We start from the raw sequence: 15,840 nt of genomic DNA, 5'->3' as shown, positions 1-15,840 counted from the left end.
GAGGACAATGACTCTGCGCGTCGTCAGGAATAGACCTTCTCTTTATACTCGCAAAGATCTTCTATCAGGCAGGAGCCGCAGCGCGGTTTACGGGCAATACACGTATAACGACCATGCAGGATTAACCAGTGATGGCAGTCGACTTTAAATTCCGCCGGAACCACCTTTAACAGCTTTTCTTCCACCTGTTCCACGTTTTTACCGGGCGCAAATTGTGTTCGATTACAAACGCGGAAGATATGCGTATCGACGGCGATTGTCGGCCAGCCGAAGGCGGTATTCAGCACCACGTTTGCCGTTTTGCGTCCCACGCCGGGAAGCGCCTCAAGGGCCGCCCGATCTTCCGGAACTTCGCCATTGTGCTGTTCAAGCAGGATCCGGCAGGTCTTGATAACGTTTTCGGCTTTACTGTTAAACAGACCGATGGTTTTGATATACGCCTTCACGCCCTCAACGCCCAGCGCCAGCATGGCTGCTGGCGTATTGGCGACCGGATAGAGTTTTGCCGTGGCTTTGTTGACGCTGACGTCGGTGGCCTGCGCCGAGAGCAGAACGGCGATCAGCAGTTCAAACGGCGAGTTAAAATGCAGCTCCGTGGTGGGGTGCGGGTCGTTATCCCTGAGCCTGGTGAGGATCTCCAGGCGTTTACTCTTATTCATCCTATGCTTTTCCCGTCACATCAGACGGCGCAATGAGATCGGCTTGCGCCGCTTTGGCTTTGCGCTGTTTACTACGTTCATCGATGAGGTATTTTACCGCCAACATCATGCCGAGGCCAATAAATGCGCCCGGTGGCAGCATCGCCAGCAGGAACGGCGTATCGGTATGGAATACTTCAATGCGCAGAACTTTAGCCCAGCCGCCGAGCAGGCTATCGGCACCGTCAAACAGGGTGCCGTTGCCGAGGATTTCGCGCATCGAACCGAGCACAAACATTGCGCATGTCGCCCCCATCCCGATGGAGAATCCATCCAGCGCCGAGAGCGCCGGGCCTTTTTTCGCCGCAAAGGCTTCCGCGCGGCCAACCACGATACAGTTGGTGACGATCAGCGGGATAAAAATCCCCAGAGACTGATAAAGTCCGAACGCGTAGGCGTTAATCAGCATCTGCACGACGCTCACTACCGACGCGATGATCATCACGTAAATCGGGATACGGATTTCCGCCGGCGTCCAGCGACGCAGGCTGGAAATGGTCAGGTTCGTCAGGGTCAAAACCAGCGTCGTCGCCAGCCCAAGACCGAGAGCGTTGGTGGCGGTAGAAGTCACGGCGAGCAGGGGACACATCCCCAGCAGCTGAACCAGCGCGGAGTTGTTTTTCCACAACCCCTGAACAATAACGTCTTTAACTTCGCTCATGGTCTAGTCTCCACAGGGAGTGAATGCGGAAATCTGCGCGGGCAGCGTTTGGGCGTACAGGCCCGCGCGTTTGACGGCGTTGACCACCGCGCGAGGGGTAATGGTGGCCCCGGTAAACTGGTCGAAATCGCCGCCGTCTTTTTTCACGGCCCAGTGGCTGTCGTCTTGCCCATGGATCGTTTTACCGGCAAAGAGGGTGATCCAGTCGGAAATTCGGAGCTCGATTTTGTCGCCCAGGCCCGGCGTCTCATGATGTTCGGTAACGCGGGTACCCAGCACGGTGCCTTTAAAATCGGCGGCTACCAGCAGCTGAATGGCGCCGGAATAGCCGTCCGGCGCGGTGGCTTCCATCACAGCAGCAACCGGCTTCTCGCCGTCCTGCGCGATCCATACCTTGTGCTGGCCCTTGCCCAGCTCCGGCGCGCTAACCTGATAACAGCTTTTCAGCAAATCGTTATTGTAGAGAGCGGCTGGCATCACCTGGTCGAATAGGGCTTTTTGCTGCTGGGCGGCCTGGTCTTCAATGGTACTTTTGGTCAGCTCGTTAATCGCCGCCGTCAGCCCGGTAGAACCTGCGGCGAAGAGTGCCAGCGTGATACCGTGTTTGCGCATGCTTTGTAACATGTTCGGGTCCTCAGCGGTGGCCGTACGCGCGCGGGCGCGTGTAGTAATCGATCAACGGAACGGTGATATTGGCCAGCAGGACGGCAAAGGCCACGCCATCCGGGTAGCCGCCAAAGCTGCGAATCAACCATACCAGTAATCCCGCCAGCGCGCCGAAGATCAGGCGTCCGCGATTGGTGGTGGAGGCGGTCACCGGGTCCGTCAGGATAAAGAAGGCGCCGAGCATGGTGGCGCCGGAAAGCAGATGCATCTGCGGCGAGGCGAGGCTTTCCGGGGAGAACAGCCATCCCAGGGTGGCGCAAACGGCGAGGCTCAGCAGGAAGCTCAGCGGAATATGCCAGCGGATAGCCTTCTGCCACAGCAGGAACAGACCGCCCGCGAGCCAGGCCACGTTCACCCACTGCCAGCCGAGACCGGCGAGCTCGCCGCCGTAGATTGGATACTGCAGGATCTCGCTAACCGGATGGCCGGCGTGAAGCGACGTTTTAAAGGTATCCAGCGGCGTGGCCTGACTGATACCGTCAATGCCAATTCGCAGGCTATTCATGTCCCCACCGGTCGCCGTATGGCCGGTGAAAATCATCCGCAGCGCGTCGCTAAAACCTGGAACATGGGCGGCTATTTCATGGGGCGGAAGCCAGGAGGTCATCTGCACCGGGAAAGAGATCAGTAGCACCACGTAGCCAATCATTGCCGGGTTAAAAGGATTGTGACCCAGTCCACCGTACAGCTGTTTGGCGATAATCACCGCAAACGCAGTGCCCAACACGACCATCCACCACGGGGCGAAAGGCGGGATACTGACGGCCAGCAGCAGGCCGGTGAGCAGCGCTGAGTTATCGGCGAGGATCGCGGGAATATTTTGTTTGCGCAGTCTAAGGATGGCCGCTTCGGCCCCCCACGCCGTGAGGGCGGCAAGGATAATCTGCAACACGGTACCCCAGCCGAAAAACCAGGTCTGCACCACGATGCCGGGTACCGCGGCGAGCAGCACCAGCAGCATAATCCGCGAAGTCTGGCGCTGATTGTGGGTATAAGGGGAACTTGCGATTCTGAAAACCATTTAATCCTCGTTAACTGCCTGCCGGGATGCTTTCCGGGCCTGAACGCGGGCGATTGCTTCAGCGACTGCCGCTTTGCGGGCGTCGTCATTGGCTGCCGACGGGGGAACTGCTTGTTGCTGTTGTTCTGCTTTGCGCGCTTTCGCTCGGGCGATAGCGGCCTCAACGGCGGCCCTGCGCGGATCGGCGGCTATCGGTTGTTCGGCGGCGGCATTTACTGCCGGAGCCGTCTGCTGTTCTGCTTTACGCGCTTTCGCTCGGGCGATAGCGGCCTCAACGGCGGCTTTGCGCGGATCGGCGGCTATCGGTTGTTCGGCGGCGGCATTTACTGCCGGAGCCGCCTGCTGTTCGGCTTTACGCGCTTTCGCTCGGGCGATAGCGGCTTCAACGGCGGCTTTGCGCGGATCGGCGGCTGCCGGTTGTTCGGCGGCGGCATCTACTGCCGGAGCCGTCTGCTGTTCGGCTTTACGCGCTTTCGCTCGGGCGATCGCGGCTTCAACGGCGGCTTTGCGCGGATCGGCGGCGGCATCTACCGCCGGAGCCGTCTGCTGTTCGGCTTTGCGCGCCCGCGCCTCGGCCTTGCGGGCTTCGCGGGCGGCAATGGCTTCGCTGTTATCCGGTTTGGCGCCGGAGAGCACGATAATCGGCTGCGCCGCGTCACGCTGTTTTTCACGCACCCGGGCAAGGGCGGCGTTAATGGCGTCCTGATCTTTCGCCGCAGGCTGGACCGCGGCCTGCTTATGACGTTCCAGACGCGCCGCTTTATCGCGCTCCAGGCGAGCCTGACGCGCCTCAAAGCGAACTTTGGCCTCCGCGGCGCGTTTCTCTTCTTGCGCGATCGCGGAGATCTCGGCTTTCTCCTGGCGGAAGTACTGCACCAGCGGAATATTGCTTGGGCAAACCCAGGCGCAGGCGCCGCACTCAATGCAATCTGCGAGATTATGGCTGGTGGCTTTGTCGTGCTGCTGGCCTTTGCTGAACCAATAAAGCTGCTGCGGCAGAAGATCGGCCGGGCAGGCGTCCGCACAGGCGCTGCAGCGGATGCAGCCTTTTTCCTCTTCCGGCTCGCCCATTTCGCTCGCCGACGGCGCCAGCAGGCAGTTGGTAATTTTCACGACCGGCACGTCGAGCCACGGCAGGGTGAAGCCCATCAACGGGCCGCCCATAATCACCATCGGGTCAGCGCTCGGGCAGAAACCGGCATCCTTTAGCAAATGGCTGACCGGGGTGCCGAGGCGCGCCCAGACGTTACCCGGACGCGAGACCGCTTCGCCGGTCAGGGTGACGACGCGCTCCGTCAGCGGCTCGCCGTCGATTACCGCGCGTTTCACCGCATAGGCGGTGCCGACGTTCTGCATCAGCACGCCGATGTCAGAGGAGCGTCCGCCGTGAGGCACCTGCTTGCCGGTGAGGATCTGCGTGAGCTGTTTCGCGCCGCCGGAGGGATATTTGGTGGGGATCACTCGCAGGGAAATACCGTGCGTGTCGGCTAATACCGCGCGCAGCATCGAAATCGCCTGCGGTTTATTATCCTCGATGCCGATCAGGACCTGACCCGGCTGCAGAATATGGGCAAGGATACGAATACCCTCAACGATCTGCGCCGCGCAATCCTGCATCAGACGGTCATCGGCGGTGATGTAGGGCTCGCACTCGGCGGCGTTGATAATGAGTGTGTCGATTTTGTCGCCGCCGCCGCGCAGCTTGGCGCCGGTCGGGAAACCCGCGCCGCCCAGTCCGGCCACGCCAAACTGGTGAATACGCTCAATCAGCGCTTCGCGGGATTTATTCTGATAATCGTACCAGCCATCGCGCTCAATCCAGCGGTCTTCGCCATCGGCATCAATAATGACGCTCATTTCCGCCAGCGCGGAAGGGTGGGCGGTAGAGTGGGGGGCGATGGCCGCCACGATCCCGGACGTTGGGGCGTGCACCGGCAACATTCGGCCCCAGCCGCGCGTCAACGGCTGGCCGCGCAGGACGCGATCGCCCGGCTGCACGCACAGCTCACCTTCCGCGCCGATATGCTGCTTTAGCGGGATGACGAAACGCTGCGGCAGCGACACCTGACGCAGCGGGGTACCGTTGGACTGGGTTTTCATCTCTGGCGGATGGATGCCGCCGTTGAAGTCCCAGACTTTATCTTTGCGAAAAGCGGAAAATAACTTAAACATGTTGTTCCACGGGAATAATGCGTACCGGGATGGTCTGAAGATCCCATTTCCAGGTTTCTGTCGTCGCCGCCACCGGGCGCAGTTCAATACATTGCGTTGGACAAGGCGCGACGCAGAGATTACAGCCGGTACAGAGATCGCTCATCACCGTATGCATGGCGCGGGTGGCGCCGATGATGGCGTCGACCGGGCAGGCCTGGATGCATTTTGTGCAGCCGATGCAGTTCGCTTCGTCGATCGTCGCCAGCATTCGTGCAGGTTCGGCTTCTTGCGCGTCGCCGTCTGTCGGCTGCGGATCGACGTTCAACAGCTCGGCGATTTTAAGCATTACCGCTTCGCCGCCGGGGGCGCAGCAGTTGATTTTCTCACCCTGGGTCCCGACCGCTTCCGCGTAGGGGCGACAGCCGGGGTAGCCGCACTGGCCGCACTGGCTCTGCGGAAGCAGGGCATCTATTTTTTCCACCACCGGGTCATCTTCTACCGCAAAGCGGCGGGAGGCGTACCCCAGAATTAAGCCGAAAATCAGCCCCAGCAGGCTAATGGCGACCACGGCTATCCAGACAGCGTTCATTACAACTTCACCAAACCACTAAAGCCCATAAAGGCAAGAGACATTAAACCTGCGGTGACCAGCGCAATGGCGTTACCGCGAAACGGCGCCGGCACATCCGCGACCACCAGGCGCTCGCGAATAGAAGCGAAAAGCACCATCACCAGCGAAAAACCGACCGCGGCGGCAAAACCGTACAGCGCCGATTGCAGGAAATTATGCCCAAGGTTAATGTTTAGCAGCGCCACGCCGAGCACCGCGCAGTTGGTGGTGATCAGCGGCAGGAAAATCCCCAGCAGGCGATACAGCGCCGGGCTGGTTTTACGCACGACCATCTCGGTAAACTGCACCACCACGGCGATGACCAGGATAAAGGCCAGCGTGCGCAAATAGACCAGATCCAGTGGGATAAGGATCCAGGTATCAATTAGCCAGGCGCAAATAGAGGCCAGCGTCATCACGAAGGTGGTGGCGAGCCCCATCCCCATAGCGGCTTCCAACTTTTTGGAAACCCCCATAAACGGGCACAGTCCTAGAAACTTCACCAGCACGAAGTTGTTAACAAGGACAGTGCCAACAAAGAGCAGTAAATAATCAGCCATCATTCGACCTGAAATAGAAAAAGCCGTCTATTATCGAATAAATCGATACCGGCGACAACAGGTTAACTGTGTGGTTATTACGGATTCACAAAGGTCCGTTTAACCCGAGCAGAACGCCTGAAATAGGGTGCAAGCAGCGCAGCGGCGAGAAGAGGGAAAAGCAGCTGGCGCAGCGCGAGCGCGTCAGAAATCGGGGAAAAGGCAAAGGCTTTCACCGCCAACAGCAGCGTGATCAGCAGCCAGATGATGTAGTGTTTCGGTACCCCTTTCCGCCGCTTAAAAAAGGCGATGGTCAACCACAGCGTGTAGTACCACATGGCGATAGCAAAAGCTAAGGAAGCAATCCACAGGGCGAGATGTTCGGCACTCATATTGCCCAGCAATGTATAAGTCTGGGAAGACATCAAAGCCTTAGCAAAAAACAGCAGCGACAATGAGGCGCTAAGCAGAGCCACCAGGAGCCATGCCAGCGGCGCCAAAAGCCATCCGCCAATACGTTCCACAGAGTCAGAGGACATTATTACTCCCAAATTCAACGCCAGTTATCAATAAAAGCAGGGCGGAAGTATAAGCAACTGGCGTGAATGATGACAGTCTTTATTGCACGTAGCGCCACACGGACTTGGGCACTTCGCCGATGTTGAACAATTTGCCGCCGGAAACCAGCTCCGCCCGGCGATGGTCGGCCGCGCGATACATGTTGACGATCTCTTCGTTATCGGTCAGAGAATAGTTAAGGTGATCAAAAAGTTTTTCCAGACTTTCCAGCGAACTGATTTTACGAAATTTTAATAAGTAGTCCTGAACGGTCATTTTGCGTATCCATTTTATAATCGGAATAAATTAAGTTGAATATACCCATATTGAGTAAACCTGTTCTCAACCGGCAGTTCCTTTTTAAGATAAACTGTATGGAGTTATTTCGGTTGTAAATACCTGTGACAAGAACAGACGATGTTTCCGGCCTGGTAAAAAGAAATTTAGGAGTATTCCAGAACTAAATCAGGCGCCGGAAGGCGCCTGGGAGAGAAGATTAACGCTGTTCGCCTCGGCTGGCAATAACGTTTTGATACCAGAAAAAGCTCTTTTTCCGTTTACGCGCCAGATTTTGCTGGTGATCGACATAAACGAACCCGTACTGTTTTTTATAACCGTTCAGCCAGCTCAGCAGATCAATAAAGGACCAGGGGTAGTAACCGCGCACGTCGGCACCCAGCTCCAGCGCTTTTTCCAGCGCCGTGATATGGCTGCTGAGGTAGTCAATTCGCGGGTCGTCGACGATTTCGCCATTGATAATCGGGTCTACCGCCCCCAGCCCGTTTTCGGTGATATAGATCGGAATATCACCGTAGCGCGCTTTAATCATCATGATCCCGTCGGTTAAGCCCTGAGGCCAAATTTCCCAGCCCCATTCGGTATAGGTGCTTTGCGGGTTGCGCACGAAGTAAAAGAGTCCGTCAACTCCCGGCTCGCCGCCGGTCGCGACTTCAGGAGGCTGCGCCGACACGGTTTCACGACGGTAGTAGTTCAGGCCGATAAAATCACAGCGGTTGTCACGCAGCAGCGCATCGTCACCCGGTTCAAAGGCCGGAACGCCCCACAGCGCCTGAGTTTTCTGCAGCAGCTCCGCAGGATAGCCGCCTTTTAATACCGGATCGTAGAGCCAGTGGGTATGGATAGCGTCCGCCATCTCCGTCGCTTGCTTATCTGCTTCGCTGTCGGTTAATGCAGTGTGCGGCTGCAGCACGTTGACAAACCCTATCTCTCCCGCGACGCCCATTTCACGAAACGCTTTAACCGCCAGCGCATGGGCGATAAAGACGTGGTGGCAGGCCTGAATGGCCCGCGCCGGGTCCCGCACCGCAGGGGGATGAATGCCGTTAATATAACCGTGGCCAATAAAAACGATCGTCTCGTTAAAGGTGGCCCACAGTTTGACGCGAGAGCCAAAGCGTTGATAGCAAAGACGCGCGTACTCAGCGAAGGCTTGCGCCGTACTGCGCGCCTCCCAGCCGCCTTCATCCTGTAGCGCCTGGGGGAGATCCCAGTGGTACAGGGTGATCATCGGTTCAATGTTATGCGCCAGCAGCTCGTCAATCAGGTCGCTGTAGAATTGCACCCCTGCTTCATTCACCTCGCCGCGGCCGGTGGGCAACAGGCGGGGCCAGGAAATAGAGAAGCGATAGCTTTGCAAACCCATTTCCGCCATCAGCGCCACGTCTTCGCGAAAACGATGGTAGTGGTCAACGGCGACGTCACCGGTCGTCCCCTGATAGGTAGTGCCAGGAAGATGGGAATAAGTATCCCAGATAGAAGGGCCTTTGCCGTCGGCATCGTGTCCGCCTTCAACCTGCCAGGCTGCGGTAGCGGCGCCCCATAAAAAGTGTTGCGGAAATCCGGACATGAAAAAACTCCTTATCGATTGATAAAGAGAGTGTAATCAATGCGTGTGCAACTATGCAACCGGTTTCAGAAACCGGTTGCATAGTTGCGAAGCGGGTCACTGTTTATTTCGACAGCGGCTTCGTCTGAACAACATCAACGGAAGGCGGGGACTGGTAGTTATCAATATGATGAGCGATAACTAAAAGCAGGGCCGAAACGCCCAAAACAATCCAGCCAATAAGTTCTACAATACGGTTAAAAACGTTTTCCATAACACTACTGCAAATTGTGAAACCAGACTGAAATGGTACTCAACGACTGAAGTAACGCAAGTGTTACATGATCTTAGCGACGCAAATGGCGTAAAGCTGAGCAACGTTGTGGGTTAAAAGAGTGAGCAAGCCGCGGCATCAACGCGGCCACCATCTTCTCGTTAAGAGGGCTGAAAAATGAGTGACGCTATCCGGGTAGGATTAATCGGTTACGGCTATGCGAGCAAAACCTTTCATGCGCCGCTCATCAGCGGTACGCCGGGGATGACGCTGGCGGCGGTGTCGAGCAGCGATGAAAAGAAAGTGCTGGCCGACTGGCCTGCGGTGCAGGTGGTGGCCGCGCCGCAAGCGCTCTTTAGCGATCCCAATATCGACCTGGTGGCGATCCCCACCCCAAACGACACCCATTTCCCGCTGGCCAAAGCCGCGCTGCAAGCGGGCAAGCATGTGGTGGTGGATAAACCTTTTACCGTGACGCTAGCGCAGGCGCGCGAGCTTGAAGCGATTGCCAAAAGCGAGGGGCGCTTGCTTTCGGTGTTTCACAACCGCCGCTGGGACAGCGATTTTCTGACGGTGAAATCGTTGATTAATGAAGGGCTGCTGGGAGAGGTAGTCTATTTTGAGTCACATTTCGACCGCTATCGACCGCAGGTGCGGCAACGCTGGCGCGAGCAGGGCGGGCCGGGCAGCGGCATCTGGTACGATCTTGCCCCGCATCTGCTGGACCAGGTGGTAAATCTCTTCGGACTTCCGGTTAGCATGCAGGTCGATCTGGCGCAATTACGTCCGGGCTCGCAGTCCACTGACTATTTTCACGCGGTATTAACCTGGCCGCAGCGCCGGGTGGTATTACACGGAACCCTGGTGGCCGCCGCGGAAACGGCGCGCTTTATCATCCACGGCTCGCGCGGAAGCTACGTGAAATACGGCCTTGATCCGCAGGAAGAACGGCTGAAAAGCGGCGAGCGCCTGCCGCAGGAGGACTGGGGATACGATATGCGCGACGGGCTGCTGACGCGGGCCGAAGGCGAGGAAATAACCGAAGCGTCGTGGCTGACGCTACCGGGCAACTATCCGGCCTATTATGCCGCCATTCGCGATGCGCTTAACGGGGTCGGCGTTAATCCGGTCCCGGCAAGCCAGGCGATTCAGATAATGGAACTGATTGAGCTGGGGCTGGAGTCGGCCAGGCATCGGGCGACGCTGTCTCTGAATTAGATCGCCCTGACGAAACGAGGCGGTAGCAGAACCCCGCGTTGCCGCGGGGGTAAACATTAAGCCTGCTGTACGCGCTGAATCAGCGCCGCTTTCTCCTGGGCGCTTAAAAAGGCGAGCTCCAGACCATTTTTCTGCGCCTGGCGAATTTGCTCCCGGCTTAAGCCGGCAGCCGGGGCGGCGAAGGTGTATTCGTGGATAATATCGACGCCCTGAACGGCGGGGTCGTCGGTGTTGATACAGGCCAGCACGCCGTGTTCGAGGAACGTTTTCAACGGATGCTCGGCCAGGGATGGCACGGTACTGGTCTGAATATTGGATGTCAGACAGGACTCAATACCGATTCGCTGCGCGGCGAGATAATCCATCAGCGCCGGATCCTGCACCGCCTTCACGCCGTGGCCGATACGCTCGGCACCCAGTTCGCGAATCGCCTGCCAGATGCTTTCCGGGCCAGCGGCTTCGCCCGCATGAACGGTGATGCGCCAGCCGGCATCGCGCGCGCGGCGGAAGTGATCCATAAACAGGTTTCCCGGGAAGCCCAGCTCATCCCCGGCGAGGTCGAGGGCGGTGATGCCGTCGCGGTGGGCGAGCAGAGCCTCAAGCTCTTCCTCACAGGCCGCCTCGCCGAAGGTGCGGCTCAGGATGCCGATCAGGCGGGCTTCGACGTTAAAGTCGCGGCTGCCTTCTTTCACTCCGGCGATCACCGCCTCGACAACGCCGGCAACGGGCAACTGGTGAGTCATCGCCATATAGCGTGGAGAGAAACGCAGTTCGACGTAGTGCAGGCCGTTGCGCGCGGCATCTTCGAGGTTTTCATAGGCGACGCGGCGGCAGGCCTCCAGCGAGGCCAGCACTTTTACCCCCCAGTCGAGCTTAGCGAGGAAGCTGACCAGGTTGGGCTCATTGCTGGTGACCTGCACATGAGGACGTAAAGTATCGAGGGTGTCTGCCGGGAGTGCGAGATTAAACTGACGGCCAAGATCGAGAATAGTTTGGGCCCGGATATTGCCATCGAGGTGGCGATGGATGTCGGTTAATGGCAAAATTAAATCAATCATGGTCGCACTCTTTTTTTAGTTAAAGTGCGCGTCATTGTACATCAGAACGATAAATGGTTTAAAGGGGAGAAAAATACCGAACAATCCAGGGGAAAACGTTGAGAGGAGGGAGGATTACCCTGTCAAATAGAGGAATGACCAAATCGCTCATAGCAAAACGCTATTAATCATAGTCAATCAGTATTTAATTTCGCCCGTGAGATTTTCTATAGTCTCTGGCGCTGATTTTCCTGCAATGAATGGCAGGCAATTTTTAAAAGGACCCTGGGAATATGGTTTTCACGTTAAAAAAAATCGCGGTACCGCTGATTGTCGCAAGTTCACTGCTGCTGGCCGCCTGCAAACCTGGCGAGGACCCCAACCACATCAAGGTGGGCATTAGCGCGGGCGTCGATCAGGAAGTGTGGGCGGTGGCGCAAAAAGTGGCGAAAGAGAAATACAACCTCGACGTTGAGGTGGTGACGTTTAATGATTTCGTTCTGCCTAACGAGGCGCTGAATAACGGCGATCTGGATGCCAATGCTTTCCAGCACAGGCCCTATCTGGACAAACAGATTCAGGAGCGCGGCTATAAGCTGGTTCAGGTTGGCACCACTTTCGTTTATCCGATAGCGGCCTATTCAAAGAAAATCACATCGGTCGCTCAGCTGCCCGATGGCGCGCAGGTGGCGGTCCCCAACGATCCAACTAACCTCGGTCGTTCTCTGCTGTTGTTACAAAAACAGGGGCTGATTACGCTGAAGGACGGCGTGGGTCTGCTGCCCACTTCGCTGGATATTATCAACAATCCGAAAAAGCTAAAAATCGTCGAAATTGAAGCGCCGCAGCTGACCCGCGCGCTGGACGACCAGCAGATAACCATGGCGATCATCAATACCACTTTCTCCAGCCAGGTTGGGCTGTCGCCGTCGCGCAACGGCCTGTTTGTGGAAAGCAAAGATTCGCCTTACGTTAATATCTTTGCCAGCCGTATCGAAAACAAAGACAGCGAGAAGGTGAAAAACCTGGTGAAGGCCTACCAGAGCGATGAGGTCGCCGCGGCGGCTGAACGGCTATACAAAGGCGATGCGGTGAAGGGCTGGTAGAGACGCTCGGCCAACTCTGATCGCGTGCAGTCACGATCATTGCAGCCGGTAGCGACCCACTACCGGCTTTTTTCTGGCTACTTTTGAATCAAATAGCGGATGGTTGGCCCATCCTGCTGAATGTCGAGCACGGTGTAGCCGTGGTTTTTGGCATCCAGCGGGATATTGTTAATCGACTGCGGACAGTCGCTGACCACTTCAAGTATCTCGCCTTTCTTCAGCGAAGGCATGGCTTCCAGCGTGGCGATGGCCGGATAGGGGCAGGGTTCGCCAACCATATCGAGGCGATAATCGGGAACGAAAGTTTTCATGCGCTTTCCTTAACGGTCGAGGCGGCGAGAGATTGACGGCGGAAGAAACGTTTTTCCCAGCCTATCACCAGAACCAGCGCGAGCAGCAGCAGGAGATAGGTCGCCAGCAGGCCGCCGAATGGCCCGAAGGTCGCCAGCAGGTTGATTTTATCCCAGCTTGTGGCCAGCGCCGGGGAGAGCCCGTCCCAGTAGTATGCGAGGATCGTTGAACCGATCACGTTGCCCAGCCCGACCCACCAGTAGTGCACCTGACCCTCCACCGCGCGGTACATCCAGCCGGTTTCGCAGCCGCCCGCCAGGACGATGCCAAAGCCAAACAGCAGGCCGCCGATAACCGCGTTAGGGCCCGCCCACATGATTTTCGGCTCCATACCCAGCTGCACGTAGCTGAAGATGCCAATGGCGCTGGCGGCCATACCGAAGATAATCGCCTTCGCCATATTGGTGCGTCCGGTTATCCACATATCGCGAAAGGCGGAGGTAAAGCAGATCTGCGCCCGTTCGATAAGCAGGCCAAACCCCACGCCAAACAGCAGCGCCAGGCCGAGCTTCGGCTGGTTCGCCGCGGTGAGCAGGCCCCAGGCGATCATGGCGAAAAAGACCACCATCCCGAGACGGAACCGGCGCCGCGCCTGGTCAGGTTTTTGCGTCAGCGGCGACGCCTGCGACACTTTCTGCATTTTTACCGGAATACGAAAGATGGGCAGTAAGGTAAAGCGCGCGCCGAACCAGGTGCCGATAGCAGTAGCGATGGCGAAGAACCAGGCGTGCAGAGAAAACTGCGGGATACCGGTAAAGAACGCGGCCAGATTGCAGCCCATCGCCAGGCGCGCACCGAAACCAGCAATAATTCCCCCGGCGACGGCCTGCAGAATGCGGATCCGGCTGCGAGGGAAGCGCAGCTTCACGTTATTCGCCCACAGCGCGGCGGCGAAACAGCCGCCGAACATGCCGATGATCATCATGCCGTCGATACGGGTGAGCGGGGTGCCCTCGAGATGAATGAGTTTATAGTAGCCCCACTCTTCGCTGTGCACGCCGACGAGCTGCAGTAATTGCCCGCCCCAGCGGGTGAATTCGCCGGTGACGGCCCAGAAAGTGCCGGTAATACCGAAGTAGTAGGTTGAGAGAATACCCGCGGCGATAACGGCGGGTACCGGCGACCAGAATTTAATCAGCCACGCCTGTTTGAACTGTTGCCATGTCATGAAGATGCCTCTGAACTCAGAAGGTATATTACCCGTAGCGGGTTAAAGAGCAGCGATAATACGCGGCTTATTCGCTGAAAACGCTCGATGGGATCAAATTGACCGATAAAGAGAATACAAAAGGCCACACCAGAGTGGCCTTTCACGCCCGCCGAACCGCGGTCAGCTCCCGGTGACGGTTTTGGCGATTAGTTAAAGCCCAGGCGAATAAGATTCAACGGGCAATATAATCCCTGATGGCCGTCTATTTCCACGCAATCGGCGCGACGGATCTGCTCCGCCGTTTTACCCTCGGCGTGGATGGCTTTGATGACGCCCGTCGCGCCGCTGTCGGCCACCATAACCATGCTGCCGGTAGAGATAGCGTTACGGTTACGATCGTAGGTGTTCATTTTTTTTCCTCCTGATGAATGCTTTGACGGGAATTAAAAACGGCATTTAAATACACCTTTGTGAAACGGTTTTTTTTGAGTCTCGTCAAAATATCGGCTAATTATGCCCGGAGGACGGATGAGCGAGCGGGGAGTCGGCAATTAAGCGAAGGCAGCGGCGGTAAATAATCCCGCGATGCCGCGCCGCCGTGTGCTAAATAGATCGTGTACTCCGGCGGCGCGGAAAAATAGCGCGGGATGATGATATTTCCGGCTTAATTTTTTAGCCGCGAAAAACCGGCGGCGATATTGACCTCTGAGCTAGCGGACAGGCCGCTAGCACGTTGGCGATCGGCGCAACGCGGCGATTAACCCCTGTACGCCTTTTTCCAGCTTCTCGCGCGGACAGCCGGCGTTCAGGCGGACAAAGCCTTTACCCGCTTCGCCGTAGGTATCGCCGGGCATAATGGCGATCTTTTGCTCCTCGATGAGCGCTTTTTGCAGGGCGCGATCGTCAATCGCCAGCGGCCGCAGATCAATCCATGCCAGGTAAGTCGCCTGCGGCGGCTGCCAGTTAAGCTCGGGAAACGCCTGGTTCAGCTCATCGGCGATGTAGCGCATATTCTCCTGCAGATAGCCGCGCAGGGCATCCAGCCAGGCCGCCCCCTCGCGATAGGCGGCGATATGCGCCACCAGCGCCGGCACGGAAGGGGAAGAGAGGCCATCGCGGCTCTTCAGAGCGTGCAGATAGCTTTCGCGTGCGGCGGCGTCGTCAATCAGCCCGTATGCGCCGGTAAACGCCGGAATGTTGAAGCTTTTCGAACCGGAGGTAAAGAGCGCCCAGGGGCTGCGCGCCACCTCGCACCACGGGATGTGCTGATGCCCATCCCACGCCATATCCATATGGATCTCGTCGCTGATCGCCTTCACGCCGTGTTTTTCACACAGCCGCGCCATGGTTTCCAGCTCTTCACGGGTCCAGACCTTGCCGGTGGGGTTATGCGGGCTGCATAGCAGCAAAACGGTATTGCGCGGCTCGGCCAGCGCCTGTTCCAGCTGCGCCATATCGCAGCGCCACTGGCCGCTGTCGAGGGTGAGCGGGACGGGGGCGACGCGCCGCTGATTGCCTTCGATAGTTTTATAAAAGGCGTCATAGGCCGGAGCGTGGACCACAATGCCGTCTCCCACTGCCGACCACTGGCGAATCATCTCCGCGACCATATAGATAACCGACGGGCCGTACACCAGCGCTTCGCGATCGATTGAGCTATGAAAACGGCTGGCGAACCAGTGGCTCACCGCGCCGAGGAACTCGTCGTTTTTCCAACGGCTATAGCCAAAAACGCCGTGTGTCAGGCGTTTGCTGACGGCATCAAGAATGCAGGGGGCGGTGGCGAAATCCATATCGGAGATAGTAAATGGCAGCAGGTCGGCTGCGCCAAAGCGGTCGGCGACGTAATCCCACTGGGTACACCAGGTGCCATGACGGTCGACCGGCGTTGAAAAATCAAACATCTGCACTTCCTTCATTATGAACCCCCTCCCGTAGGGAGGGGGCGGAG

The 15,840-nt window shown here is 57.5% G+C and carries 18 protein-coding genes; 2 read left to right on the top strand and 16 right to left on the bottom strand.

Features of this window, described 5'->3' with window-relative positions:
• Positions 1-23 precede the first annotated feature (23 nt).
• The 11 genes from nth to blr form a co-directional block, all read right to left on the bottom strand.
• On the bottom strand, positions 24-659 hold the full coding sequence (nth, locus tag KOSB73_RS17845) for an endonuclease III (RefSeq protein WP_004132317.1): 636 nt from the start codon (positions 657-659) through the stop codon (positions 24-26).
• A gap of 1 nt (position 660) precedes the next feature.
• The gene (locus KOSB73_RS17840) at positions 661-1,359 is read right to left on the bottom strand and encodes an electron transport complex subunit E (RefSeq protein WP_004132319.1); all 699 of its coding nucleotides are present in this window, start codon (positions 1,357-1,359) and stop codon (positions 661-663) included.
• 3 nt (positions 1,360-1,362) lie between these two features.
• Positions 1,363-1,983, bottom strand: coding sequence for an electron transport complex subunit RsxG (gene rsxG, locus KOSB73_RS17835; protein ID WP_004132321.1), 621 nt, complete (start codon positions 1,981-1,983; stop codon positions 1,363-1,365).
• A 10-nt stretch (positions 1,984-1,993) separates the two neighbouring features.
• Positions 1,994-3,046: an electron transport complex subunit RsxD gene (rsxD, locus tag KOSB73_RS17830; protein WP_049086142.1), complete on the bottom strand. Its 1,053-nt coding sequence runs from the start codon at positions 3,044-3,046 to the stop codon at positions 1,994-1,996.
• On the bottom strand, positions 3,047-5,218 hold the full coding sequence (gene rsxC / locus KOSB73_RS17825) for an electron transport complex subunit RsxC (protein ID WP_098140761.1): 2,172 nt from the start codon (positions 5,216-5,218) through the stop codon (positions 3,047-3,049). It abuts the gene before it with no gap.
• Entirely contained in the window at positions 5,211-5,789 is a 579-nt protein-coding gene (gene rsxB, locus KOSB73_RS17820; protein ID WP_024357985.1) for an electron transport complex subunit RsxB, read from the bottom strand. The genes rsxC and rsxB overlap by 8 nt, the downstream gene beginning before the upstream one ends.
• The gene (gene rsxA, locus KOSB73_RS17815; RefSeq protein ID WP_004102633.1) at positions 5,789-6,370 is read right to left on the bottom strand and encodes an electron transport complex subunit RsxA; all 582 of its coding nucleotides are present in this window, start codon (positions 6,368-6,370) and stop codon (positions 5,789-5,791) included. Before rsxA ends, rsxB begins: the two co-directional genes overlap by 1 nt.
• 77 nt (positions 6,371-6,447) lie before the next feature.
• A complete protein-coding gene (locus tag KOSB73_RS17810) occupies positions 6,448-6,888 on the bottom strand; it encodes a DUF2569 domain-containing protein (protein WP_024357986.1) in 441 nt (146 codons plus the stop codon).
• Between the two features lie 79 nt (positions 6,889-6,967).
• Entirely contained in the window at positions 6,968-7,183 is a 216-nt protein-coding gene (ydgT, locus tag KOSB73_RS17805) for a transcription modulator YdgT (RefSeq protein ID WP_004134363.1), read from the bottom strand.
• Positions 7,184-7,403: 220 nt separating this feature from the next.
• Positions 7,404-8,774, bottom strand: a complete 1,371-nt coding sequence (locus tag KOSB73_RS17800; RefSeq protein ID WP_024357987.1) for a GH1 family beta-glucosidase — start codon at positions 8,772-8,774, stop codon at positions 7,404-7,406.
• A 103-nt stretch (positions 8,775-8,877) separates the two neighbouring features.
• Positions 8,878-9,027, bottom strand: a complete 150-nt coding sequence (gene blr, locus KOSB73_RS17795) for a division septum protein Blr (RefSeq protein ID WP_004119556.1) — start codon at positions 9,025-9,027, stop codon at positions 8,878-8,880.
• Between the two features lie 177 nt (positions 9,028-9,204).
• On the opposite strand from blr, the gene KOSB73_RS17790 reads away from it, so the two are divergent.
• Complete coding sequence (locus KOSB73_RS17790; RefSeq protein ID WP_098140760.1) at positions 9,205-10,245, top strand: oxidoreductase; 1,041 nt, start codon at positions 9,205-9,207, stop codon at positions 10,243-10,245.
• 56 nt (positions 10,246-10,301) lie between these two features.
• Here KOSB73_RS17790 and add read toward each other — a convergent pair whose 3' ends face one another.
• Positions 10,302-11,303, bottom strand: coding sequence for an adenosine deaminase (add, locus tag KOSB73_RS17785; protein WP_098140759.1), 1,002 nt, complete (start codon positions 11,301-11,303; stop codon positions 10,302-10,304).
• 272 nt (positions 11,304-11,575) lie between these two features.
• Here add and metQ point away from each other — a divergent pair, with 272 nt between their 5' ends.
• Positions 11,576-12,388: a methionine ABC transporter substrate-binding lipoprotein MetQ gene (gene metQ / locus KOSB73_RS17780; protein WP_024357990.1), complete on the top strand. Its 813-nt coding sequence runs from the start codon at positions 11,576-11,578 to the stop codon at positions 12,386-12,388.
• Between the two features lie 77 nt (positions 12,389-12,465).
• On the opposite strand, the gene yedF is transcribed toward metQ, so the two are convergent.
• The 4 genes from yedF to KOSB73_RS17760 all read right to left on the bottom strand — a co-directional run bounded on the left by yedF (position 12,466) and on the right by KOSB73_RS17760 (position 15,793).
• Complete coding sequence (gene yedF / locus KOSB73_RS17775; RefSeq protein ID WP_004134369.1) at positions 12,466-12,699, bottom strand: sulfurtransferase-like selenium metabolism protein YedF; 234 nt, start codon at positions 12,697-12,699, stop codon at positions 12,466-12,468.
• Entirely contained in the window at positions 12,696-13,907 is a 1,212-nt protein-coding gene (gene yedE, locus KOSB73_RS17770; RefSeq protein WP_004134371.1) for a selenium metabolism membrane protein YedE/FdhT, read from the bottom strand. The genes yedF and yedE overlap by 4 nt, the downstream gene beginning before the upstream one ends.
• Before the next feature lie 188 nt (positions 13,908-14,095).
• Entirely contained in the window at positions 14,096-14,299 is a 204-nt protein-coding gene (ydfZ, locus tag KOSB73_RS17765) for a putative selenium delivery protein YdfZ (protein ID WP_004134374.1), read from the bottom strand.
• Between the two features lie 315 nt (positions 14,300-14,614).
• Positions 14,615-15,793 carry a MalY/PatB family protein gene (locus tag KOSB73_RS17760; protein ID WP_098140758.1) on the bottom strand — a complete coding sequence of 393 codons (1,179 nt, stop codon included), beginning with the start codon at positions 15,791-15,793 and terminating at the stop codon, positions 14,615-14,617.
• Between the last annotated feature and the right edge of the window lie 47 nt (positions 15,794-15,840).

Origin of the sequence: Klebsiella grimontii (genome assembly GCF_900200035.1) — a bacterium.
Lineage (GTDB): Bacteria > Pseudomonadota > Gammaproteobacteria > Enterobacterales > Enterobacteriaceae > Klebsiella > Klebsiella grimontii.
The sequence above is the reverse complement of the archived record's forward strand: the minus strand, read 5'-3'. Positions and strand labels throughout refer to the sequence as shown.